The sequence below is a fragment of the Rhizobium sp. BK418 genome (assembly GCF_004341105.1).
In the GTDB taxonomy this organism is placed as follows: Bacteria; Pseudomonadota; Alphaproteobacteria; order Rhizobiales; family Rhizobiaceae; genus Rhizobium.
Genome location: NZ_SLZK01000002.1, coordinates 198208 through 220833 on the forward strand (window position 1 = coordinate 198208; position 22626 = coordinate 220833).

Here is a 22626-nt window from a genome sequence, read left to right on the forward strand (position 1 = left end):
CTTCGGGCGTTCGGCCCTGTAATCGATTCACTGGATCGATTACTGCTGCTCCGCAGCACCGGGCCTCACCCACCCGCGATCCCCAGGAGTTCGGAGTCGAGGGCACCAAGGTATTGCTCGGCAACCTCGGCGCTGAAGCCGAGATCATGCTGGCCGTAACGCGAGGCGACGCGGACGTCGACGAAGGTGGTTTCCGCCTCTTCCCTGAGACGGATGATGATGTCGAAACGCAGGCCGAGGATGAAGGTGCGGGTGGTGCCTTGCAAGGTCACACCGTTGGCGCCGCGAATCAGCTTGGCAACATCATCCTCATAGGGGCGCGGTATCGGCACGGGAATGACGTCGGGAGAATCGGCGACACCGCCGTTTTCCGGCTGGGTCGGGACGGGCTTGTCCTCCAGTTCGCGGCCGGGCGCTGTATCGCCTTTGCTTTTGGTGATGGTGATGCCGTTCTGCTTGGCGACTTTCTTGACCGCCTCGAGAACACGGTCGAGCGCGCCGTCGTAACGGCGGCCGGTGAGTTCCGGATAAGCGGCAAGCTGCCGCTCGCGGTCCCCTGGCGTGATCACGGGATCACGTGGAAGCCAGATCTGATCGGCTTGCGGCTGCGCCAGCCAGTCGGGTGCGGAAGCCGTATCCGTGGTGACGTCGTAAATGGCCGGCAGAGTGAAGTAGCGCTCGGCCGCAAAGGCGCCGACGCCGAGCGGAAAGGCAGCGTAGATGAGTGCAGCCAGCGCGTTCAACCCACCTTCTGCACCCGTCATCCAGAGGCTGCGCAGGCCGATTGCCGCCAACAGGGTAGCGAGGACAGCGCAGCCGACGGAAACGAGCAGCACCAGGATGAGATAAGGTGTGGCAAGCCCGCCGAAGCGATGAGCGATCAGCACCGCCACCGAGAGCACAAGCGCAAACGCCCCGAAGTGCCGCGAAAGGCGGGCAGCACGGGAAACGGGACGATCGAAACGGATGGCCATCAAACTTACCGGTTGGTCGGCGGCAGACGCGTCGAGCGCGTTTGCCGCCATCGACTTTTCTAGTGCAAGATTCGTCTAAATTGAAACTCTTGTCTGAGCATTGCCGACGCAATCCACGTTAAAGGCGCCGCGACCTCCATAAGGTATTGCTGATATGCCGCAAAAAGGCCATTCTGCCGGGGTTTCATAGACTTCCCACGAAACAGGAGAGACAGATGATCTCACCCGAGACGATGGAAAGGCAGCAGTCGCCCTCGCTTGGCGGCATCGATCACGGCGAGCCGCTTTTGCCGCTGGAACTGCTTGAACTCGAACTTTCGCTGGAAGGCTATGCGGGCGGCGAGGCCGGATTCTGCGAGGCGGTACGCAAGGCGGCTGGCGAAACCGGTGGGGAACTCCTCTTCGACCTGCCGGCGGCAGGCCTCGTGGAGGATTGCCGGCGCATCGCTGTGCTGCGGATCCCGACCTCGGACAAGAAGATGCGGGTGGTTCTTGCCCTGCTCGACCAGAACGGCACGGAAATCCGCGTGCAGGCGCCCGATGAAGATACCGAGCATCTGGTGCGATTCGCAGATGCCTTCGTCGAAGTTCTCGAGCGGATTTAGAGCCTTTCCTGGCGTCAGTCTCTACCGGCTGCAGCTTCCGCCAGCGAGCGGAAAGGAAACTTGCGGCCGCATTCGCATTTCAGCATGAATGTTTCCTGATGAACCGACGGCCGCTGTACGAAGAAGCCGCGCGGCAGCTGATCGACCTTGAAGTCAGGGGTTTTGCGCTTGGCATCATCGATCTCGGAGGCTTCGGCGAAGCCGCTATTGCCGCATTGCGGGCAGGTGAGTTTCTTCGAAAATCGATCACGGATCGCCATGGTGCTCTTTCCAGTGCTGCTGTCCTTGCTCTTACATAGGAACGCCCGACGACGAAAGTGGAACGAAGCATGCATTCTGCCGTTCCTTCCCCAAAGAAGGAGGCAACCATGCCAAATAAGGATTCCATTCCAGCACCCGATCAAATACCCGACGCCGAATCGCAGCCCGGTCAGCAGCCGCCCGCCGGTATTCCCGACCGCATTCAGGAAAATCCACAGGATCCGGGCGATACGAAGAAGCCGGAAGACCGGCCACTCGATCCGGCGCTATTGCCAATTGGCGACCCTGCGGGCGCAGCCTGATATCACAGTAGGTTGACGACGCCAGGCGGATGGATTTTTCTTGTTCGGAAGGTGATGCTCGAGGAATAAACCGATGCGCGTATATGTTCTGTCGCTTCTCGCCGTTCTGGCCGCAGGCCTTGCTGCCTGCCAGACGCTGACGCCCGAGGAGCGGCGGGCACGCGACGAGCAGACCTGCCTCGGTTACGGCTTCAAGCGCGGAACCGATGGCTTTGCCACATGCCTGCAGCGTATCGATCTCGACCGCCGTGCCCAGGCCCGCTACGACAGCGACTGGGTGATGGCCGACATGGCTTATAATCTGAACGGTCCCTACGTCTATCCGCGCTATTATCACCACCGTCACTGAGCGCCTGAAATCACCGCCTGCGCCGCCGCGAGCCGTGCAATCGGCACGCGGAAGGGCGAGCATGAGACATAGTCGAGGCCGATCGTCTCGCAGAAATGGATCGAGGCGGGATCGCCGCCATGTTCGCCGCAGATGCCGAGCTTCATGTCATTGCGGGTGCGCCGGCCACGTTCGGCGGCAATACGGATCAGCTCACCTACCCCATCGAAATCCAGGGATATGAAGGGATCATGTTCGATGATGCCCTTGCGCTGGTAGGTCGGGATGAAGGCAGAGGCATCATCGCGCGAAATGCCAAAGGTTGTCTGCGTCAGGTCGTTGGTGCCGAAGGAGAAGAATTCGGCCGCCTCGGCGATGACATGGGCGCGCAGTGCCGCGCGCGGCAGCTCGATCATCGTGCCGACGAGATAATCGATGCGCATCTTGGCTTCCGACATGACATCCTGCGCCACGGCATCGATCTTCGCTTTCACGTAATCGAGCTCCGAGCGCAGGCCGACGAGCGGCACCATGATTTCCGGAACGACGGCAGCACCGGTTTCTTGTGCAGCGGCGACCGCCGCCTCGAATATGGCGCGGGCCTGCATCTCGACAATTTCAGGATAGGAGATAGCAAGGCGGCAGCCGCGATGGCCGAGCATCGGGTTGAATTCATGCAGCGCATCGACGCGCTGGCGAAGAGCTGCAGGCTCCATGCCCATGGCATAGGCGACTTCGGCAATCTCCTCATCACTCTTCGGCAGGAATTCATGCAGTGGCGGATCGAGCAGGCGGATCGTCACCGGCAGGCCGTGCATAACCGTGAACAGGCCGGTGAAATCGCCTCGCTGCATGGGCAGGAGCTTGTCGAGCGCACTCCGCCTGCCCTTCTCGTCTTCGGCAAGGATCATCTCGCGCATCACATGGATGCGCTCGCCTTCAAAGAACATGTGTTCGGTGCGGCAAAGACCGATGCCTTCGGCGCCGAAGGAGCGCGCGGCGCGAGCATCGGCCGGCGTGTCGGCATTGGTGCGCACGGTCATGCGGCGGGCGCGATCCGCCCAGCCCATGATGCGGCCGAAATCGCCTGACAGTTCCGGCTGGATCATCGGCACTTCGCCCTTCAGCACCTGGCCGGCAGAACCGTCGATGGTGATGATATCGCCCTTTTTCAGTGTCACACCGATGCCGATCAGCCGTTCGTTGCGGGCATCGATACGCATGGTGCCGGCGCCGACGACGCAGGGGATACCCATGCCGCGGGCAACGACGGCCGCGTGGCTGGTCATGCCGCCACGGGTGGTCAAGATGCCTTCGGCGGCATGCATGCCGTGAATGTCCTCGGGGCTCGTCTCGACGCGGAGCAGGATGACCTTGCGGCCCTCTTCCTCCGCTTCGACCGCCTCTTCCGCCGTGAAGACGATCTCGCCGGTGGCAGCCCCCGGAGAGGCCGGCAGGCCGGAGCCGATGACCTGGCGGCTGACCCGGGGGTCGATGGTCGGATGCAGGAGCTGGTCGAGCGTCGATGGCTCGATGCGCAGGACGGCCTCGTCCTCGGTGATGAGGCCTTCATCGACCATGTCGACGGCGATCCTCATGGCTGCGCGTGTCGAGCGTTTGCCTGATCGCGTCTGCAGCATCCAGAGCTTTCCGCGCTCGATGGTGAATTCGATGTCCTGCATGTCGCGGTAATGAGATTCGAGCTCGGCGCAGATCCGGCCGAACTCCGCGAATGCCTCCGGCATCAGCTTTTCCATCGAGGGCCTTTCGGAGCCGGAAGCGATCCGCCCCTCCTCGGTAATGCTCTGCGGCGTGCGAATGCCGGCCACAACATCCTCGCCCTGCGCGTTCACGAGGAATTCGCCATAGAGGATCTTCTCCCCTGTCGAGGGATTGCGGGTGAAGGCAACGCCTGTCGCAGACGCATTGCCTAGATTGCCGAAGACCATGGCCTGGATATTGACCGCGGTACCCCAGCTTTCCGGAATATTGTGGAGCTGGCGATAGGTGACGGCGCGGGGGCTCATCCAGCTCGAAAAGACCGCACCGACAGCACCCCAAAGCTGGACTGCCGGATCCTGGGGGAAGGCCTCTTCCAGCTCTTCCTCGATCAATGCCTTATAGAGCGAAACGACATGCTGCCATTCGGACGCGCTGAGTTCGGTATCGAATTCGTGGCCAAGGCGCGCTTTCTCGTCCTCGAGGATTTCCTCGAAGAGATCGTTGCCGAGACCCATGACGACGTCGGCATACATCTGGATGAAACGGCGATAGCTGTCCCAGGCAAAGCGGGCATCGCCGGCATCGTGGCCGAGCGCCTGGACCGTCTCGTCGTTCAGGCCGAGGTTGAGCACCGTATCCATCATGCCGGGCATTGAGACGCGGGCACCGGAGCGCACGGACAGCAGCAGAGGCCGATTGCTCGAGCCGAAATGGCGCCCGGTAATCTCTTCGATACCGGCAATGCCCGCAAGCACCTGCTTTTTCAGATCAGGATCGATCTTGCGGCCGTTCTTGTAATAGATGTTGCAGGCTTCGCCGATGATGGTGAGACCGGGAGGAACCGGAAGACCGAGACTGCACATCTCGGCGAGATTGGCGCCCTTGCCGCCAAGGATCTCCTTGTCGCGCGCCCGGCCTTCAGCCTGCCCATTGCCGAACGTATAGACCCACTTGGTCATCTTCCCCCCAACCTATTTCGGGGATCAGCTTAATCCCTTGGTGTTGAAATGAAAATCGACAAATGCGGCAAAATGTTGCGTCGCACAATAAATCCCTGACGGGATGCAGAATCAAACGATTGAAAATCATGAGGCGCCAGATAAACGCATAAAAAAAGCTTTGCGGGACTGCAACAACGGTCCCGCAAAGCCTTGTTTCCGTCCAGCCAGGAAAACCGGACGGGGGGTCCATTCATGCCATGCTGCCTCCGGTCCGCATCTCAACCCGAAGGCGGCATTGCAAATTCCATTGATCGCAAGGGTCGATTGCTACTTATCGGCAATGACGCGGTTGCGATAAAACAACTTCTAATGCAATACGCGCAAAAGAGCATCACCCAAATGGGGTACGTACCCGATGTGAACGTGACCTTTTTTGGTCTTTAATTAAAATGCCGCCTCAAGCAGTCTCGCGGAGACGCTCTGCTGTCTGCAAATCGACCGAGACGAGCTGTGAAACACCCTGCTCGGCCATCGTCACACCGAAGAGGCGATTCATGCGGGCCATGGTGATCGGGTTGTGAGTGATGATGACGAATCGGGTTTCGGTCGATGCCGCCATCTCGTCCATCAGATTGCAGTAACGCTCGACATTGTGGTCGTCGAGGGGAGCGTCCACTTCGTCCAGCACGCAGATCGGCGCGGGATTGGTGAGGAAGACGGCAAAGATCAACGCCATCGCCGTCAGCGCCTGTTCGCCACCTGACAGCAGCGTCATGGTCTGCGGCTTCTTGCCCGGCGGGCGGGCGAGGATTTCAAGGCCTGCTTCGAGCGGATCGTCGGATTCGATCAGTTGCAGTTCCGCCGTGCCGCCCCCGAACAGGTGGGTGAAGAGACGCTGGAACTGGGCGTTGACGACATCGAAGGCGGCGATCAGGCGTTCACGGCCCTCGCGGTTGAGGCTCTGGATCGCACCGCGCAGCTTTCTGATGGCATCGATGACGTCGTCACGTTCCTTGACGAGCGCTTCCAGCTTCTCGCTCAGTTCCTTCTGCTCCTCGTCGGCGCGCAGGTTGACGGCGCCCAGACGCTCGCGCTCAATCCGCAGCCGCTCCACCTCACGTTCGACCTCGCGCGGATCTGGCAGCGTCTGCAGTCCCGGCCGCCCGGCAAGGCGCAGCGCCTCATGCGGCGGCACGTTCAGCGTTTCGCGAATGCGCTGCTCGCTTTCCTGCCGCTTCTCGCGGGCAGAAACGAGGCGTTCTTCCGCACGGCCGCGGCGCTCGCGGCTTTCGGCGAGTTCGGAAAGTGCAGTAGCCGCCTTATGGTCGGCGTCACGCTGGAAGAGTTCGGCTTCTGCCAAGAGGTCAGCAGCGTGACGGCGGGCCTCCTCGGCCTTTTGGAGCTCGCTCAGAAGCGCGCGGCGCTTGCCGTCGAATTCGTCCGGCGCCATATCCAGTTCGGCGGATTCCTCGCGGGCCTCCTCCTCGCGATCGCGCAGCGTGGCGATGTGGTCTTCGGCGCTTGCGGCCCGCTGGCGCCATGTCTCGCGCTCCTGGCCGATGGCAACGATACGTCGCTGGCGAGCGTCGTTTTCGCGGTTCAAACTCTCGTGGCGGGCGCGGGCTTCGGCAAGGGCGCCGCGATCCGTCGCGACCTCGGCCTGCTGGAAGCGCAGTCGTTCATCGAGCGCAGTCAGATCTGCTGCATCTTCGAGCTCGATACGGGCATTTTCCTCCTGAACCGAGATATCCTCCAGCTGCGCCTGCAACTGGCTGACGGCTTCGGCGATGACATCGCGGCGACGAATGAGATCGCCGGAAGCGCGCTCGGCAGCGGCAAGCGCCTCGCGTGCTTCCGCCAGATGGCGTGCAGACAGACGGCTCAAGTCACGGGCGTCCGTCAACCGCCGCTCCTCGCCGCGGATCATCTCGGCAGCGGAAGCAAGACGTTCTTCGGCTTCGCTCAGAACATCGCGGGCAAGCTCAGCCTCGCCTTCCAGTTCTGCAAGTCGATTCTTCTGGGCAAGCCGAAGGGCAGCAGCACTCGGCGCATCGGCGCCGGTCACGTGGCCATCCCATCGATAGACAGCACCTTCCCGGGTGACCAGCCGCTGGCCGGCCTTGAGTTCTTTCACCAGACGTGGCGCGTCGGTGGCAGCGACCAGACCGATCTGGCGCAGGCGGCGGATCAGCGCGGCGGGTGCGCGGACATGGTTCAGCAGAGGCTCAGCGCCTGCGGGCAACGCCGGGTCGCCGGCGCCATCGCCGTTTTCCGACCAGTAGGCTGGTGCATTCGGGTCGAGCGGCGATTCGAGATCATCGCCGAGTGCGGCACCGAGCGCCGTCTCGAAACCGCGATCGACCTTCAGCTCTTCAGCAACCGGCGAAAATTCGCCCGCTGCGGCACCGGCCAGCATGCGCTGGATCGTGCGGGCTTCCGTTTCCAGCGCGTTGAGCTTGCTGCGGGCCTGTTCGACCGGGGTGCGGGAGAGCGCTTCGGTCTCACGCGCTCTTGCAAGCGCCTGTTCGACAGACTGGATCGTCGCTTCGGCCTCAGTGACGGCGATCTCACCGGCCTCGACCACGGCGCGTTTTTCGTCCGGATCCGGCAGTGTGGCAATCTTCTCCTCGATGCCGGCAAGTTCGCGATTGGCCTCGTCCATCTGGCGTTCGAGGCGCAGCTTGCGGTCCGCGAGGTCGCGGATGGCGCGTTCAAGCTGGTTGCGGCCGGCGGCGGCTTCGGCGCGTTCTGCCGTGAGCGCGCTGAAGATACGTTCGCTGTCGGCGAGTTTGGCCGCAGCCTCCTCGAAAGCTTCCCGCATTTCCTCGGCATAACGACCGGAATCGGCGAGGATTTCAGCGATATCGGCCTCTTCCGCATCGAGCCTAGCAAGGATGACAGCGTTATCGGCAACAAGCCGTTCTTCGCGCCTGATGTCTTCGGCAAGTTGCGCGAGACGCCGGGTAAGCTCGTCGCGGCGGCGCAAAATGCGGTTGGCATCTTCCTCGAGCTGGCTGCGGGCGATCTGCAGGCGCTGGAGAGCGGCCGCAGCCCGCGCTTCGCCTTCGCGCAGTTCCGGGAGCTTCAGGCTGGCGATACCCTGGTTCTTCGCCGCATCCATCTGGATCTGCGCCTTTTCGGCGACGACGACGGTTGCCTGGTTGAGCGCGCTGTCGGCCTCGGCTTCGGCCTCCTTTGCCTGCACCCAGCGGATGTGCAGGAGCATTGCCTCGCGGGCGCGGATATCGGCGGAAAGCGTCTTGAAACGGTTTGCCTGACGGGCCTGGCGCTTCAGGCTTTCGATCTGGCTTTCGAGCTGCGAAGTGACGTCGTCCAGCCGCTCCAGATTGCTTTCGGCGGCGCGCAGACGAAGTTCGGCTTCGTGGCGGCGGGAATGCAGGCCGGAGATGCCGGCGGCCTCTTCCAAGAGCTGACGGCGGGCCTGCGGTTTTGCGGCGATCAGTTCGCCGATGCGACCCTGCCCTACCATGGAGGGAGAGCGCGCGCCGGTGGAGGCATCCGCAAAGAGCAATTGCACGTCCTTGGCGCGGCTTTCCTTGCCGTTGATGCGATAGATCGAACCTTGCTCACGCTCGATGCGGCGGGTGACCTGGATTTCATCGCTGTCGTTGAAGGCGGCTGGCGCGGTGCGCTCGCCATTATCGAGATAGAGCGCAACTTCGGCGGTGTTGCGCGCCGGGCGGTTTCCCGAGCCGGAGAAAATCACGTCGTCCATGCCGGACGCGCGCATGTTCTTGTAGGAATTCTCGCCCATGACCCAGCGCAGGGCTTCGACGAGATTGGACTTGCCGCAACCGTTCGGACCAACGACGCCCGTCAGTCCGCGCTCGATGATGAATTCGGTCGGTTCGACGAAGGACTTGAAGCCGACAAGGCGAAGCTTGTTGAACTTCATGCCGCGGCCTTATCAAACGAAAAAGCGGGCGCACGGTTTTCGCCGCCGCCCGCCTTCGCAAAACGGTACGGATCAGAGGAGGCTGTCAATGAGGGCCGACATGGTGTCAACCGGCATGTCTCCAGAATAGCGCTTGCCATTGATGAGGAACGTCGGCGTGGCGTTGACGCCAAAATCCTTGGAACCCCGTTCCCGCGTGGCATTCACTTCATCCAGCAGTTTCTGGTTCGTCAAGCACTTCGTGAAGCTATCCTCAGTAAATCCGGCGAGCTTCGACATCTGCAGCAGCGCGGCGCGCCCATCATCGGCGGCAGCCCATTGCTGCTGCTGCTTGAAGAGCATCGCGACCATCGGGAAATACTGCTCGGGCGTGGAGAGTTCTTCCGGCTTCTGCGGGTTACAACGGGCGAGCATGAAGGCGGCGGCAGCACGCGGGTCGAAGGGGAATTCGCGCAGGACGAACTGAACCTTGCCGGTATCGACGTATTTCTGCTTGATCGTATCGAAGGTCGTGTTGTGAAAGTGGGCGCAATGCGGGCAGGTCATCGACATATATTCGACGATCTTGACCGGAGCATCGGCCTTTCCGAGCGCCATTTCCGGCAGCGTGCCGGGGGTCAACACCTTGGCCATATCCACATCGCCATCCGGCTTCGGAATTTCCGGGGCTGCCTGCGCCTGCGCCGTACCATAAACCGCGATCGATGCGGTTGCGGCGGCGACACCACCCAGAAGCTGGCGTTTCGTCAGTTGCATTTCAGAGATGCGCATGGGTTCCCCATAAACAAGTGTGGCAGCTGGTTGTGCGATATAACGGCAGGAAGCCGCTAACAAGGCACGCTTCGCCAACTTTCTTCAAAGAATTGTGACCTGCGAAAGACGAAACCGCAGATCCGCGAACAAATCAATCATTCCCGGAATGCAGAAGGGGTGTTTCGTCCTGCATAAAAGAGACTGATTATCTGTATCTCGCTCTTCCGCAAGCGGTAAGCGATCATAACGCGCTGTTCAAAAACCAGGATTCTGATGCCGGCGCGAAGTCGTTGCGCAGCGCGCCACGCTCAGGCATCGTTTCCAACGAGGTGCAAAGGCTTCTCAACCTGCGAACAAATTCGATAGCCCGGACGGGGCTATCGCGGGCGATAAACTCGTATATGGCAAGAAGATCATCTTCTGCCTTGGGCCGAAAGACGACCTTAGTCACCATTGCCGCCGCGTGCGGCGTGCAACCGCTCGATACGGTCAAATACCGTTTCCGAGTCGATATCCGGGCGTGGATCGTCGAGCGCTTCGCGAATTTTTTGGTTCATAATTTCGTTGATCGCGTCTTCTTCACGATCAAGCGCCCTCAAAGCAGCGCGCAGAACCTCGCTGGCAGAGCCGTAAGCTCCAGATTCCAGACGAGCGTCGAGACTTTTCTGCTGGCGGCCTAGTGTGACCGTAATGGGCTTACTGCTGCGCATGACTTGACCTTGGTTGAATGCATTACAGTGTAATACACCGCTTGGGCCGTGCCAATAGAAAGGTGCCTTTATCTGGGCTTTTTGCCGAGAACGGCCGTCCCGAGGCGGGCGATCGCCTGCCTAATTTTCTCGTCCTCGAGGCCCTGCATCATGCCTTCCAGCTTGCGGGCGGCGTCGCCCTTCAAGGGCGGCGGTGTGCGGAAGCGCTTGACCGGCTGATAGACCGGCTTCTGGACGATGCGGATCTGGTGGACGGCAGCGAAGCCGAAGAAACTATTGATGCGCTGGATGAGTTCGCCCTGAGCGTGGCTGAGGAAAAGGGCGCGTGCGCCTTCGCACGCAATGGTCAGAATACCGGGGCGGAAGCTACCGTCATCGCCACCGCGCGCCCAGGTGATTTTTTCCGGGCGGGTGCAATCGGCGAAGTCCTCGCCGGCAATTTCATCCCAGGAGCCGAGCAGCGCGCTATTAATGCCGGCACGACGAGCGAGAACGGGATCGATGATACCGTTCGTCAGCTCCGCAATTTGCTTAACATCTTTGCGTGGATAATTCATCGAAACCTTGGTAAGCGACGTCCAGTCGAGGCCGCCGGCTTGATCGCGCCGCATTGCTTCGTCAAGTATAGAGCACTTCCCCCGATCGCGGCAAATAATGACGATACGCACACCGGACGCGCCGACTGCCTCCCCTCTCCTCGACTGGTACGACCGCCATCATCGCGACCTGCCTTGGCGCGTTTCTCCGCCGATGGCCAAGCGCGGCATCAAGGCTGATCCCTATCGTGTCTGGCTCTCGGAAGTCATGCTGCAGCAGACGACTGTGCCGGCGGTGAAACCCTATTTCGCCAACTTCCTGGCGAAATGGCCCTCGGTAACCGATCTCGCAAGAGCGCCGAGTGAAGAGGTCATGGCCGCCTGGGCGGGGCTTGGCTACTATGCGCGGGCGCGCAACCTGAAGAAATGCGCCGAGGCGGTAGCGAGCGAGCATGGCGGCATTTTCCCGGATACCGAAGAGGGGCTGAAGGCCCTGCCCGGCATTGGCGATTATACGGCGGCAGCGGTGGCGGCGATCGCCTTCAACCGGCAGGCAGCCGTGATGGACGGCAATGTGGAGCGCGTGATTTCCAGACTCTATGCCATCGCCACACCGCTTCCGGCCGCAAAGCCGCTGATGCGCCAGAAGGTGGCGCTGCTGACACCAGCCGACCGGCCCGGTGATTTCGCGCAGGCGATGATGGATCTTGGCGCCACGATCTGTACGCCGAAGCGACCAGCCTGTTCGCTCTGTCCCTTTAATGGGTCGTGCGAAGCACTCAGGCTGCATGATCCCGAGCAATTCCCGCTCAAGGCCGCGAAGAAAGAGAAGCCGATCCGCCGTGGCGCAGCCTTCGTAGCGGTCACCTCCGATGGCGAGATTCTGCTGCGGCGGCGTATCGAAAGCGGCCTGCTCGGCGGCATGACGGAGATTCCGACGACGGCATGGACCGCGCGGCAGGATGGCGAGACATCAGCCGAGGCCGCGCCTTTCAAAGCCGGATGGGAGAGTGCTGGCACCGTCACTCATGTCTTCACCCATTTCGAATTGAGACTTTCGATCTTCCGGGTGGCGATTGCCGATCGCCTTCCAATCGATGACGGATGGTGGGAGCCGGTTACAAATCTTGAAGCTCAGGCATTGCCGACTATCATGAAAAAAGCGATCGCAGCGGCTATTCCTCTCGCGTTCAAAACAGCCAAGGGATGACTATGGCAGAAGACATCAAACACATCGTTTTCGATATCGGCAAAGTTCTCATTCATTACGATCCGCATATTCCCTTTAGCCGCCTCATTCCCGACGAGGCCGAGCGCAACTGGTTTTTTGCCAATGTCTGCACGCACGACTGGAACATCGAGCAGGACCGCGGTCGTACCTGGGCGGATGCAGAAGCACTTCTTATTGCTCAGCATCCGACCCGCGAAGAGCATATCCGCGCCTTCCGCAAGAACTGGCACGAGATGGTGCCGCATGCCTATGAAGATAGCGTCGCGATCATGGAAGACTTCATCAATGAAGGCCGGGATGTGACGATGCTGACGAACTTCGCCTCGGACACGTTCCGCGAGGCGCAGGAGCGCTTCCCCTTCCTCAAGAAGCCACGCGGCGTGACCGTTTCTGGCGATGTCGGCCTCATCAAACCCGATCTCGCGATCTACGAAACGCATACGAAGAGCTTCGGCCTTGATCCGACCGCGACAATCTTTATTGACGACGCGCCAGTCAATGTCGAGGGCGCGAAGGCAGCCGGCTGGAACGCCGTGCTTTTCACCGGCGCCGATAAGCTGCGCGCCGATCTCGCCAGCTACGGCCTTAAGGCCTGAGCCATGGTTTTCGATCCTGCAGCAGCTATCGACCGCTTTCACGCAGCAATCAACGCGCTCGATTTTCCGGAAATCGAGGGCTGGTTCGCCGAGAATGCCACCTATGTCTCCAACGGCGTCGGCAGTCTTGCCGGACGGGCCGAAATCATGGCTGCCTTCCGTCGCTACTTCGACGATTATCCGGATCAGACGGCGGAGAATTCGCTGGTCGAAACGCTGACGCCGCTTTCGGGCCGAGCCGTATGGTCCGTTCGGGCGACGCATAGCAAGACCGGAAAGCGGTTGGTCCGCGAGGGAGAAGAGACGATCACCTTCAACGAGGACGGCAAGGTCACGCGCGTTGACGTGACCGACTATCAGGAATTCTGAGGCGGAAATCTGGTGCTAAAAAGGAAGCGCGGGGCCGAAAGACCTCGCGCTTCTTTTTCTTCTTCCGTAACTGGAGGTGCAAACTGGAAGAAGAGGTCGTCTCAACCTTCAGGGGTGTTACTCAGTCCACCTTTGCGAGATCACCGCGGATGATGGATCGCAATTCGTCGATCGGACGCAGGGATTTTCCGTCGTCGAAATGCCAGAAGGTCCATCCATTGCATGCATCAAGGCCTTGGACTTTCGCACCAAGGCGATGAATGGAGCCGGCCTCGCCGCCAGAGGCAACCGTGCCGTCGGCGCGCACCACGGCGCTGTAGCGGCGCTTCGCATCCGTCAGCACCTGGCCGGGCTTGATGAGGCCGCTTTCAACCAGCACGTTGAAGGCGACGCGCGCTTCGGCCTTCTTGCCAGTCATGACCGTGAGCTCCGCCTTGCCGAGCGGCTCGACGGCGGCGATGCGGGCAGAGGCCGCATCGATATAATCCTGCTCACGTTCGATGCCGACGAAGTGGCGGCCGAGGCGCTTGGCGACGGCGCCAGTCGTTCCCGACCCGAAGAAGGGATCAAGGATGATATCGCCCGGCTTTGAGGACGCCATGATGACGCGGGCAAGCAGAGCTTCCGGCTTCTGGGTCGGATGCACCTTCTTGCCGTCGTCGCCCTTCAGGCGCTCGTTGCCGTTGCAGATCGGGAAGAGCCAGTCGGAGCGCATCTGCACGTCGTCATTGGCCGCCTTCATGGCATCGTAATTGAAGGTATAGCCCTTGGCCTTGGCGTTGGGGCTTGCCCAGATCATCGTCTCGTGGGCGTTCTGGAAACGACGGCCCTTGAAATTCGGCATCGGATTGGTCTTGCGCCAGACGATGTCGTTCAAGATCCAGAAGTTCAGATCCTGCAGTGTCGCGCCGACGCGGAAGATATTGTGATAGGAGCCGATCACCCAGATCGTGCCCGTCGGCTTCAGAACGCGGCGGCAGGCGAGCAGCCACGCGCGGGTGAAAGCGTCGTAGGCCTCGAAGGAGGCGAACTGATCCCAATCGTCGTCGACGGCATCAACCAGCGACTGGTCCGGCCGGTGCAGCGTGCCGCCAAGCTGGAGGTTGTAGGGCGGATCGGCGAAGATGACGTCAACCGACTGGTTCGGAAGAGCGTCAAGGGCTGCAACGCAATCACCCTTGATGATCGTGTCGACCCAAGAGCCCGGTTTTACGGAAGTCTTCAGGTCGGCAAGCGGGAAAACAGACGCCATATAGATACTCACTCATACGCTTTACGCTTAACTCTCCGTTATGGTTACGCAAGTTGGTTACCAAAGCCTGAAGCATCGACCCGTTTCGGGAAAATATTCCGATCTCTATATGAGGAAGAGCGGACTCCACAGCCCGCCCCGATTTCACTCCGCCGCCTGAGGCGTGTGAACCTGCCTGCTGTCCTCAGGCGCATCGACCCGTTCGAGCATGCCATAATCCCTGACGACATGACCGATGCGCAGGCGATAGTCGGCGAAAATGCCGTTGCGGCCGGCCTTCTGGGCCGCCCGATGGGCTTCGAGATTGCGCCACTGGCGCACCGCCTCCTCATCCCGGAAGAACGAAAGCGAGAGGATCTTGCCGCGCATCGTCAGGCTCTCGAAACGCTCGATGGAGATGAAGCCGTCGATTTTTTCGAGTTCGGATCTGAGTTCGCCGGCAAGGTCGAGATATCGATGTCGTTCGCCGACGTAGGGAATGACTTCAAACATGACAGCGATCATGGCAGCACCAGTTGCGCATGCGGGGTCGAAACGTTCTTCAGAAAGATACGGTCTTCTTTCAGGATGAAGCGCTCGCGGCGGGCAAATTCATAGTTCTCCCGGCCGAGCGGATCGGCGGCAAGCCGTGCGCGATAGGCCTCGTAGGCTGCAAGATTTTCAATATTGTAGACGCCGTAAGCTGTCGTCGCTGAGCCCTCGTGTGGACCAAAATAGCCAACCAGGTCAGCGCCGTTTCTCGGAATCGCTTGCCCCCAATTGCGGGCATATTCGGCAAAGGCTTCCTTGCGGAAGGGGTCGATCTCATAGCGAATGAAGCAAGTGATCATCGGTTTCTCCTTTCGTATGCGAAGAGTTTTCGCACATTGTGGTGCGGAGATGCTTCGGTTAAGATCGAAGTATGAAAGAAGGACCTGACATTGCGCAGATCGGCGCGCTCATCGGCGATCCGGCCCGCGCCAATATGCTGGCGGCGCTGACAGGCGGTCGTGCGCTTACGGCAACCGAACTTGCGGCAGCCGGCGGCATCACGCTGCAGACGGCAAGCGCGCATCTCTCGAAGCTCGAAACCGGTGGATTGCTTACCCAGCGCAAACAGGGGCGACACCGCTATTTTACGCTCGCCGACGAGGCGGTGGCCCGGCTGATCGAAAGCATGATGGGGCTGGCGGCGAGTCGAGGGCATCTGCGCCACCAGCCCGGTCCGAAAGACCCGGCGCTGCGCAAGGCGCGCATCTGCTACGATCATCTCGCCGGCGATTACGGCGTGCGCATGCTGGACAGCCTGGTTGCATCCGGGTCGATCGATGCCATCGGCGACGGACTTGCTGTGACGGCCAAGGGCGAAAGCCAGCTGCAATGTATCGGCATCGATGTCGGCTGCCTCAAATCCTCGCGCCGACCGCTCTGCCGTTCCTGCCTCGACTGGAGCGAACGGCGCGCCCATCTTGCCGGTAGCCTCGGCAGGGCGCTGCTGTCGAATTTCATGGAAAAGGGCTGGGCGCGGCGGATGCCGGAAAGCCGCTCGGTTATCTTTTCACCGGACGGCGAGCGGCAATTCCTGAAGCTTTTTCCGTTGGAAAGCTAGCAAGGCGCGACCAGCGTATTCCTGAAATGATTGTGAGCGACCGTGCTGCAAAGCTCGCTCCATTCGCAATCCGTGCAGGCATTGCGGATGATGTCGGCCGCGAAACCGCGGCGTAGTCTTTTCAGCAGGGCTTTATCGGGAATGAGGCGGGCGCCCTGCTCTATCCGCACCCCCATGAGCCTACCAACGGCTTCGGCAGCAGCTGCATCCCTGGCTTTCGGACTCGGCAGTAAGCAATGCGCTGAAGCCTCGGACATCAGGGGGGCGCAGATATCGTCGGGGCCGGAGACGATTTCTATCTCCTCTCCGGCCGAGAGACGCTCTGCGATGCGACGGTAATTGGCGGTGAAGGCCGGAGTGTAGCCTTCACCGACGAAAGTCAGCATGCAGAGCAGATGGTGGGCGCGCAGCCTGACGGTCAACGCAGCTCTGCCTGGTCGCCATAGATACGGATGCCCTTGAGCACGGCTGCAGCGAGCGCCGATTTCAGCACGCCGCCCAGGATGAAGGGCGCGACGCCGAGCAGCCAGCCTTTTTCCGCGCCAATCAGAGAGGCGAGATAGAGGCCGCCAAGGGAGAGGCAGAAGAGGTTGGCAGCAAGGTGAGCAATGAAGCTGCGCACCACATTGTCCCCTGTCCAGCCGCGCTCCGCGAGCCAGCCGACCATCAGCGCCATCAGCGGAAAAGCTGCGAGATAACCAGCCGTCGGGCCGGCAAAGGGCGCAAGGCCGCCGGAGCCGTTTGCCAGAACCGGTGCGCCGAGCATGGCTTCTCCCAGCCAGGCGAGAACGGTGAGCGTACCAAGCCGCCAGCCATAGAGCGCGCCGATCATGGTGACGGCAAAGGTCTGCATAGTGATCGGCACCGGCACCATCGGCACCGAGATCTGCGAGGCAAGGGCCAGTACCAGCGTGCCGGCGAGAACGAAGAGATATTTGACTGCAATCGACCGTGCAGATAGGCGCAACGGATCGAAAACGACGGTACGGGACGGGTCAGAGAGGGACATGAAGTTCTCCTTTTCAAAATTATAGATAATTGTCGATTCCCATCTATTTGATGGAGGAGATTTTTGGACGACGCAAGAGCAGGCATGCAGGATTCTCATGTGGCCGGATCACAATCCATCGCGAATGCATGCGGAAACGCCGTAAAACCAAGGCGTTTCACGCGCTCGAAAATTATCTATAATTCTTTTGGAGGATCAGCCGACGATGGCGAAAGCTTCCCGTTCGCCTTTTTGCGCGGGCTGTGGCGCGCGTCCGATCCACTGCACGTGCTTCTGGAGAATGGCCGCGGCCTCCTCCGCCTTGCCTTGCCGAAGAGCGGCAAGAATGGCGCGGTGGTCATGGTCGGTGCGCTTCTCCCAGCCCGAACGCCAGGCCGAAAATAGAAAACGGGCACTCGCCGCGTGCAGATCGTCGATCGAAGCCAGCAGGCGCGGCATCGCGCAAGGGGTAAGGATCAAGCGATGGAAGCGGCGGTTTGCCTCTTCCCATGCATGAACGTCGGCGGCCGCATCGCCCTCGCGCGTCGCGTCCTCCGCAGCATCGAGGATCGCGGGCGTCAGGTGACGGGCGGCGTGTTTCAAAGCGAGCACTTCGAGGGCAGCGCGCATTTCGGCGACTTCACGCACCTCGGCGAGATCGAAGGAGGCAACACGAACACCACGGCGCGGCTCGCTGATCGCTAGCCCCTGCGCCTCAAGCCTACGGAAAGCCTCGCGCACCGGCACATGGCTGGTTTCGAATTCCTCGGCGATATGGTCCTGACGCAGACGGGCACCGGGCGCAAGCGCTCCATGCACGATGCGCTCCGCAAGCGTGCGGGCGATGCGCCCGGCAATGGTATTGTCTTCGGGTTCCCTGCTCATTGCTATCCAGTAGCGAGCACTGCGGGGCTTGTCGAGGTGGCATGCAATCCGTCCCCCCGCAAAGCTGCCCGCAGCGTGCATTCCAGCCATGTCCCGCCATCGGTTGAGCTTTTGCGCGCCATCGTGTAAAGCCGCATCATCCCGAACAAGGTATGAGTATATGGACGGCTTCGACCTGATTATTTTCGACTGCGACGGCGTTCTGGTCGATTCCGAAATCATCGCAGCGGATGTCGAATCCAAATTGCTGACGGAAGCAGGCTATCCGATCAGCATCGAGGAGATGAACGAGCGCTTCGCCGGTCTCACGTGGCGCGACATCCTCTTCCAGATCGAACGGGAAGCCAGCATTCCGCTCTCGGCATCCCTCATCGATCAGTCCCAGAAGCTTCTGGACATCCGGCTCGAACAGGAAGTCCAGGCTATTCCTGGCGTCGAATTCGCCGTCGGCCGTCTCTCGATGAAGCGCTGCATCTGCTCGAATTCGTCGAGCCAACGGCTTGATATGATGCTGAGCAAGGTCGGCCTGAAGAAACTCTTCGCTCCGAACACCTTCTCCGCCAAGGACCTCGGTCCCGACCGCGCCAAGCCGAAGCCGGATATCTACCTGCACGGCGCAAGCCAGATGGGCATCTCACCTTCGAAGACGGTCGTCGTTGAAGATTCCACCCATGGCGTCCATGCCGCGCGCGCTGCTGGCATGCGGGTGATCGGCTTCACCGGCGGTTCACACACCTATCCTTCGCATGCCGACAAGCTGACGGATGCAGGTGCTGAGACCGTCATCTCGCGCATGAACGATCTGCCGGGCGTCGTTGCTGCGCTGGCCGAATGGGAAGGCGCGCTCTAAAGCAGGAGCCCTGCCACCCGCGAGCCTTATAGAAACTGTACAAAGCCCGCAGTTTGCGGGCTTCTTGCATTGGGATGATTGTTTTCGCGTGGCGGCATATGGCGCGTCAATTGCAAGAGATTGCGTGCCGAGCTGTCTTAGCTGCTCTTCTTAGAATTCTTGGCGTTCTTTGCTGGCTGGGTGTCGAAGCCGACATTGACGCGAACGAGTGCGCCGGAACCGACCGGCATCTTGACGCCCTCATGGCGGAAGATGACCTGAGTGGCTGGCGCGCCGACCGGGATCTGAGTCGGGAAGTTAACGACTTCGGACGACAGCACGTCTTGTCCGTCCAGTACCGAAATGCGGATCGGCAGCGTGACCGGGCCTGGCGTGCCGCCGGGGCCAGCAACCAAACGCAGCTGCGCCACGACGGTCATGGAGAGGGCCGTATCGTTCAGCGTGCACTGGCGGCTGTAATCGCCGAAAGAGGCCTGGAAGACAACCTGCTGCGGATCGCCGGTTTTTGCGCCCTTGGCATAGGTGCGGTAGATCGAATCCTGATCACGCATGAAGATCTGCGGGCAGGCGCCCTGCACGACGGGAGCGACCTTGCCCTGAGCGGTGACACCGGTGCCGATCGGGGTCTGGTTCGACGAAGGATTGGCCGGCGCAACCGGCATGATCTGGGCGTTGCCATTCGGCTGCAGCGGCGCAGGGCCGGCGCTCGCAGCGCTCGCTTCAGGCTTGCTGTCGCCACCGAGCCCGAGTGAATTGCAGCCGGCAAGGGCAGCAACGAGCGATGCGGAAACGATGAGACGCGAGACCTTGCCGAGCACGATATTCCACCCTTTGCGAACGCTTTTCTTCTAGGTGCTTGCGACTTTCGCGCAAGGCCTTTCATGACAGTTGGCGATGGTCTATATCAGCGGCGCAAAGAAAAATCGATTGGGTAAGCACCGTTTTGATGCACTTTTCGGCGCCGGATGCGGGCAACTTCAATAGGATACCTGCGACAACGCCCCGGCAGGCCGGCGAGCTCCCTCTTTTCGGCGGCGCTGTGGCGACCCGTTTTGCGCACGAAAATTCTCCAGCCATAGATCAAGGATAACGAACGTGGACTATATCTCGACCCGCGGCGAGGCCCCTTCCCTCGGCTTTTGCGACGCCCTTCTGACGGGGCTGGCGCGCGATGGCGGGCTCTACGTTCCCCGCAAATGGCCGAGTTTCTCCAAGAAGGAAATCCGGGCACTACGCGGCAAGACCTATCAGGAAGTCGCCTTCACGATCCTTTCGCCCTTCACCAACGGCGAAATCCCGGATGAAACCTTCCGGGCGATGATCGACGAGGCCTATGGCACGTTCCGCCATCCGGCGATCGCGCCGCTCGTACAGACCGGTCCGAACAGCTTCGTCATGGAGCTCTTCCACGGCACGACGCTCGCCTTCAAGGACGTGGCGATGCAGCTTCTCGCCCGGCTAATGGACTATGCGCTGGAAAAGCGCGGTGAACGGGCGACCATCGTCGGAGCCACGTCGGGCGACACGGGTGGCGCGGCGATCGATGCCTTTGCCGGCCGCGAGCGCACCGATATCTTCATCCTCTTCCCACATGGCAAGGTGTCGCCGGTGCAGCAGCGGCAGATGACGACCTCCAAGGCGGGCAATGTGCATGCGCTCGCCATCGAGGGCAATTTCGACGATTGCCAGAATCTCGTCAAAGCGATGTTCAACGATGCGCCTTTCCGCGACCGAGTGAAGCTCTCGGGCGTCAACTCGATCAACTGGGCGCGCATCATGGCCCAGATCGTCTACTATTTCACGACGGCGATCGCACTCGGCGGACCGGACCGAAAAATCTCCTTCACGGTACCAACGGGCAATTTCGGCGATATATTCGCCGGCTACTGCGCCAAGCGCATGGGCCTGCCGATCGATAAGCTCGTGATCGCCACGAACGAGAACGACATTCTCACGCGCACGCTGAAGACCGGCCGCTACGACATGAAATCGGTGAAGGCGACCAGCTCTCCATCAATGGATATCCAGATCTCCTCCAATTTCGAACGGCTGCTCTTCGAAGCGTATGACCGCGATGCCTCCAAGGTGCGCGCCGCCATGGAAAGCCTCAAGCAATCCAATGGCTTCGAAATTTCGCCCGAAGCACTGAAATTCATCAGGAAGGACTTCCGCGCCGGCCGCGCCAGCGAACGTCAGGTGGCCGAAACGATCCGCGAGACTTACGCGGAAACCGGCTACCTGCTCGACCCGCATTCGGCGATCGGTGTCTTCGTTGCCGCCAAGCGGGCAAAGCCTGATACCCCGATGGTGATGCTTGCGACCGCCCATCCGGCAAAATTCCCGGCCGCCGTAAAATCCGCCTCCGGTATTGACCCGGCGCTTCCGACGTGGCTTGCTGATCTGATGCACAGGGAGGAGCGCTTCCAGATCATCGAGCCCGAGCTTAAAGCGGTTGAAACCTTTATCGGCAAGCACGCCCGCAGCTAGATGACGGCAGGCGCAGAAAGATAGCACATGACAGTTGAGTGCACCCGGCTCAATTCCGGGCTGACAGTAGTCACACAGACCATGCCGCACCTTGAAAGCGTTGCGCTCGGCGTCTGGATCAAATCAGGTTCGCGCAACGAAACAGAAGACGAGCACGGCATCGCCCACCTGCTCGAACACATGGCTTTCAAGGGTACGGGACGTCGTTCCGCCCGTCAGATCGCCGAGGAAATCGAGGATGTCGGCGGCGAAGTAAATGCTGCGACCTCCACCGAGACCACCTCCTACTATGCCCGCGTCCTTAAGGACCACGTTCCGCTCGCCGTCGACATCCTTGCCGATATCCTGACGGAGTCCGCCTTCGAGGAAGATGAGCTGGAGCGTGAAAAGCAGGTCATCCTGCAGGAGATCAATGCGGCCAACGATACGCCTGACGACGTCGTCTTCGACCGCTTCTCCGAAGTTGCCTATCGCGGGCAGACACTCGGCCGGCCGATCCTCGGCACGCCGGAAACCGTCGTTTCCTTCACGCCGCAGCAGATCCGCGGCTATCTCGGCCGCAACTACACGACCGAGCGGATGTTTGTCGTGGCGACCGGTGCCGTCGAGCACGACGAGTTCGTGCGCATGGTCGAAGATCGTTTCGCAAGCCTGCCGACCGCGCCCAATGCGCCGCCGGTCATGGAGGCTGCGCGCTATATCGGCGGCAATGTGCGCGAGTCGCGTGATCTCATGGACGCGCAGATTCTGCTCGGTTTCGAGGGCAAGGCCTATCATGCCCGCGATTTCTACTGCTCGCAGATCCTCGCCAACATTCTCGGCGGCGGCATGTCTTCCCGCCTGTTCCAGGAAGTGCGCGAGTTCCGCGGCCTCTGTTATTCCGTCTATGCCTTCCATTGGGGCTTTTCCGATACCGGCATCTTCGGCATCCATGCAGCGACCGGCGGCGAGAACCTGCCGGAGCTCGTGCCCGTCATTATTGACGAGTTGCACAAGTCGGCGGACAGCATCCACCAGAAGGAAATCGAACGCGCCCGCGCCCAGATCCGCGCCCAGCTTCTCATGGGCCAGGAAAGTCCCGCCGCACGCGCCGGCCAGATTGCCCGCCAGATGATGCTTTACGGCCGTCCGATCTCCAATCCGGAGATGATGGAGCGGCTGGAAGGCATCACCATCGAGCGCCTGACAGATCTTGCCGGCCGGCTCTTCTACGATACCGTCCCGACGCTTTCGGCGATCGGTCCGCTCGAGCAGCTCGCCCCGATGGAAGACATCACTGCTTCGCTTTCGGTTCCGGCACCGAAGACGAAACAGGCAAGCCTCTGACCGGTA

General features: G+C 60.9%; 25 protein-coding genes. 10 read left to right on the forward strand and 15 right to left on the reverse strand.

What is annotated here, in order from left to right:
* Positions 1-65 precede the first annotated feature (65 nt).
* On the reverse strand, positions 66-974 hold the full coding sequence (locus tag EV281_RS06995; protein WP_132653203.1) for a DUF1499 domain-containing protein: 909 nt from the start codon (positions 972-974) through the stop codon (positions 66-68).
* A 215-nt stretch (positions 975-1189) separates the two neighbouring features.
* Here EV281_RS06995 and EV281_RS07000 point away from each other — a divergent pair, with 215 nt between their 5' ends.
* Positions 1190-1579 (forward strand): hypothetical protein, encoded by a 390-nt coding sequence (locus EV281_RS07000; protein WP_132652247.1) that lies wholly within the window; start codon positions 1190-1192, stop codon positions 1577-1579.
* 14 nt (positions 1580-1593) lie between these two features.
* Here EV281_RS07000 and EV281_RS07005 read toward each other — a convergent pair whose 3' ends face one another.
* Positions 1594-1839, reverse strand: coding sequence for a hypothetical protein (locus EV281_RS07005; RefSeq protein ID WP_007818080.1), 246 nt, complete (start codon positions 1837-1839; stop codon positions 1594-1596).
* 108 nt (positions 1840-1947) lie between these two features.
* On the opposite strand from EV281_RS07005, the gene EV281_RS07010 reads away from it, so the two are divergent.
* Together EV281_RS07010 and EV281_RS07015 are read left to right on the forward strand one after the other, a co-directional pair.
* On the forward strand, positions 1948-2142 hold the full coding sequence (locus EV281_RS07010) for a hypothetical protein (RefSeq protein ID WP_132652249.1): 195 nt from the start codon (positions 1948-1950) through the stop codon (positions 2140-2142).
* A gap of 73 nt (positions 2143-2215) precedes the next feature.
* On the forward strand, positions 2216-2491 hold the full coding sequence (locus EV281_RS07015) for a hypothetical protein (RefSeq protein ID WP_132652251.1): 276 nt from the start codon (positions 2216-2218) through the stop codon (positions 2489-2491).
* Here EV281_RS07015 and ppdK read toward each other — a convergent pair.
* From ppdK to EV281_RS07045, 6 genes are all read right to left on the reverse strand, one after another.
* The gene (ppdK, locus tag EV281_RS07020; protein WP_132652253.1) at positions 2485-5151 is read right to left on the reverse strand and encodes a pyruvate, phosphate dikinase; all 2667 of its coding nucleotides are present in this window, start codon (positions 5149-5151) and stop codon (positions 2485-2487) included. The genes EV281_RS07015 and ppdK overlap by 7 nt on opposite strands.
* A gap of 439 nt (positions 5152-5590) precedes the next feature.
* Positions 5591-9049, reverse strand: coding sequence for a chromosome segregation SMC family protein (locus tag EV281_RS07025; RefSeq protein ID WP_132652255.1), 3459 nt, complete (start codon positions 9047-9049; stop codon positions 5591-5593).
* Positions 9050-9121: 72 nt separating this feature from the next.
* Positions 9122-9820, reverse strand: a complete 699-nt coding sequence (locus tag EV281_RS07030; protein WP_132652257.1) for a DsbA family protein — start codon at positions 9818-9820, stop codon at positions 9122-9124.
* Positions 9821-10043: 223 nt separating this feature from the next.
* Positions 10044-10256, reverse strand: a complete 213-nt coding sequence (locus EV281_RS07035; RefSeq protein ID WP_245508240.1) for a type II toxin-antitoxin system RelE/ParE family toxin — start codon at positions 10254-10256, stop codon at positions 10044-10046.
* The gene (locus EV281_RS07040) at positions 10246-10512 is read right to left on the reverse strand and encodes a type II toxin-antitoxin system ParD family antitoxin (protein WP_132652258.1); all 267 of its coding nucleotides are present in this window, start codon (positions 10510-10512) and stop codon (positions 10246-10248) included. The genes EV281_RS07035 and EV281_RS07040 overlap by 11 nt, the downstream gene beginning before the upstream one ends.
* A 68-nt stretch (positions 10513-10580) precedes the next feature.
* The gene (locus EV281_RS07045) at positions 10581-11069 is read right to left on the reverse strand and encodes a DUF721 domain-containing protein (protein ID WP_132653204.1); all 489 of its coding nucleotides are present in this window, start codon (positions 11067-11069) and stop codon (positions 10581-10583) included.
* Between the two features lie 97 nt (positions 11070-11166).
* Here EV281_RS07045 and mutY point away from each other — a divergent pair, with 97 nt between their 5' ends.
* The 3 genes from mutY to EV281_RS07060 are packed head-to-tail and all read left to right on the forward strand — an operon-like array spanning position 11167 to position 13244.
* A complete protein-coding gene (mutY, locus tag EV281_RS07050; RefSeq protein WP_132652260.1) occupies positions 11167-12258 on the forward strand; it encodes an A/G-specific adenine glycosylase in 1092 nt (363 codons plus the stop codon).
* A gap of 2 nt (positions 12259-12260) precedes the next feature.
* Positions 12261-12875, forward strand: coding sequence for an HAD family phosphatase (locus EV281_RS07055; protein ID WP_132652261.1), 615 nt, complete (start codon positions 12261-12263; stop codon positions 12873-12875).
* Between the two features lie 3 nt (positions 12876-12878).
* Positions 12879-13244, forward strand: coding sequence for a nuclear transport factor 2 family protein (locus EV281_RS07060; protein ID WP_132652263.1), 366 nt, complete (start codon positions 12879-12881; stop codon positions 13242-13244).
* Positions 13245-13365: 121 nt separating this feature from the next.
* Here the strand turns inward: EV281_RS07060 and EV281_RS07065 are convergent, their stop codons facing one another.
* The 3 genes from EV281_RS07065 to EV281_RS07075 all read right to left on the reverse strand — a co-directional run bounded on the left by EV281_RS07065 (position 13366) and on the right by EV281_RS07075 (position 15326).
* Positions 13366-14496 (reverse strand): site-specific DNA-methyltransferase, encoded by a 1131-nt coding sequence (locus tag EV281_RS07065; protein ID WP_132652265.1) that lies wholly within the window; start codon positions 14494-14496, stop codon positions 13366-13368.
* A gap of 144 nt (positions 14497-14640) precedes the next feature.
* Positions 14641-15000, reverse strand: a complete 360-nt coding sequence (locus EV281_RS07070) for an antibiotic biosynthesis monooxygenase (protein WP_132652266.1) — start codon at positions 14998-15000, stop codon at positions 14641-14643.
* A complete protein-coding gene (locus tag EV281_RS07075) occupies positions 14997-15326 on the reverse strand; it encodes an NIPSNAP family protein (RefSeq protein ID WP_132652268.1) in 330 nt (109 codons plus the stop codon). Before EV281_RS07075 ends, EV281_RS07070 begins: the two co-directional genes overlap by 4 nt.
* Positions 15327-15397: 71 nt before the next feature.
* On the opposite strand from EV281_RS07075, the gene EV281_RS07080 reads away from it, so the two are divergent.
* On the forward strand, positions 15398-16084 hold the full coding sequence (locus EV281_RS07080) for a helix-turn-helix transcriptional regulator (RefSeq protein ID WP_132652269.1): 687 nt from the start codon (positions 15398-15400) through the stop codon (positions 16082-16084).
* On the opposite strand, the gene EV281_RS07085 is transcribed toward EV281_RS07080, so the two are convergent.
* From EV281_RS07085 to EV281_RS07095, 3 genes are all read right to left on the reverse strand, one after another.
* Entirely contained in the window at positions 16081-16506 is a 426-nt protein-coding gene (locus EV281_RS07085; protein WP_132652271.1) for a DUF1284 domain-containing protein, read from the reverse strand. The genes EV281_RS07080 and EV281_RS07085 overlap by 4 nt on opposite strands.
* On the reverse strand, positions 16503-17093 hold the full coding sequence (locus EV281_RS07090) for a biotin transporter BioY (protein WP_132652273.1): 591 nt from the start codon (positions 17091-17093) through the stop codon (positions 16503-16505). Before EV281_RS07090 ends, EV281_RS07085 begins: the two co-directional genes overlap by 4 nt.
* 195 nt (positions 17094-17288) lie before the next feature.
* Positions 17289-17957, reverse strand: coding sequence for a GntR family transcriptional regulator (locus EV281_RS07095; RefSeq protein WP_132652275.1), 669 nt, complete (start codon positions 17955-17957; stop codon positions 17289-17291).
* Between the two features lie 160 nt (positions 17958-18117).
* On the opposite strand from EV281_RS07095, the gene EV281_RS07100 reads away from it, so the two are divergent.
* A complete protein-coding gene (locus EV281_RS07100; protein ID WP_132652277.1) occupies positions 18118-18807 on the forward strand; it encodes an HAD family phosphatase in 690 nt (229 codons plus the stop codon).
* Positions 18808-18944: 137 nt separating this feature from the next.
* Here the strand turns inward: EV281_RS07100 and EV281_RS07105 are convergent, their stop codons facing one another.
* Positions 18945-19628: a hypothetical protein gene (locus EV281_RS07105; RefSeq protein WP_184327378.1), complete on the reverse strand. Its 684-nt coding sequence runs from the start codon at positions 19626-19628 to the stop codon at positions 18945-18947.
* A gap of 265 nt (positions 19629-19893) precedes the next feature.
* On the opposite strand from EV281_RS07105, the gene thrC reads away from it, so the two are divergent.
* Complete coding sequence (gene thrC / locus EV281_RS07110; protein ID WP_132652281.1) at positions 19894-21294, forward strand: threonine synthase; 1401 nt, start codon at positions 19894-19896, stop codon at positions 21292-21294.
* 27 nt (positions 21295-21321) lie between these two features.
* Positions 21322-22620, forward strand: coding sequence for a pitrilysin family protein (locus EV281_RS07115; protein WP_132652282.1), 1299 nt, complete (start codon positions 21322-21324; stop codon positions 22618-22620).
* Positions 22621-22626: the final 6 nt, after the last annotated feature.